The organism is Mycobacterium sp. UM_Kg27 (genome assembly GCF_000972905.1).
GTDB lineage: Bacteria > Actinomycetota > Actinomycetes > Mycobacteriales > Mycobacteriaceae > Mycobacterium.
In genome coordinates, this window is record NZ_JRMM01000368.1 from 1 (window position 1) to 269 (window position 269).

The 269-nt window shown below is 73.6% G+C and carries 1 protein-coding gene; it reads right to left on the bottom strand.

The window, feature by feature from the left end; all coding sequences use genetic code 11:
* Positions 1 to 269, bottom strand: a 269-nt coding sequence (locus tag LI94_RS23610) for a hypothetical protein (RefSeq protein ID WP_192831032.1), incomplete at both ends; no start/stop codon positions are given.

Below are 269 nucleotides of genomic sequence, written 5' to 3' on the forward strand. Positions count from 1 at the left end.
CCACCGGCACCACCATTGCCGGCGTCGGGGCGCTCCGCGGTACCAGCCGCACCCGCACCACCAGCACCCGCAGCCCCGGCATTGCCGCCCTCCCCGGCGGCACCACCGGAACCGGTGATACCGGCAGCACCGTTGGTGGCACTACCGGCCACACCACCGGCACCCCCATTGCCGCCCGCACCACCAGAGCCGGCGTTACCACCAGCCCCACCATTGCCGTCGCCACCATCAGCGAACGTCCCCGCGGCACCGTCGGCACCGGAACCACC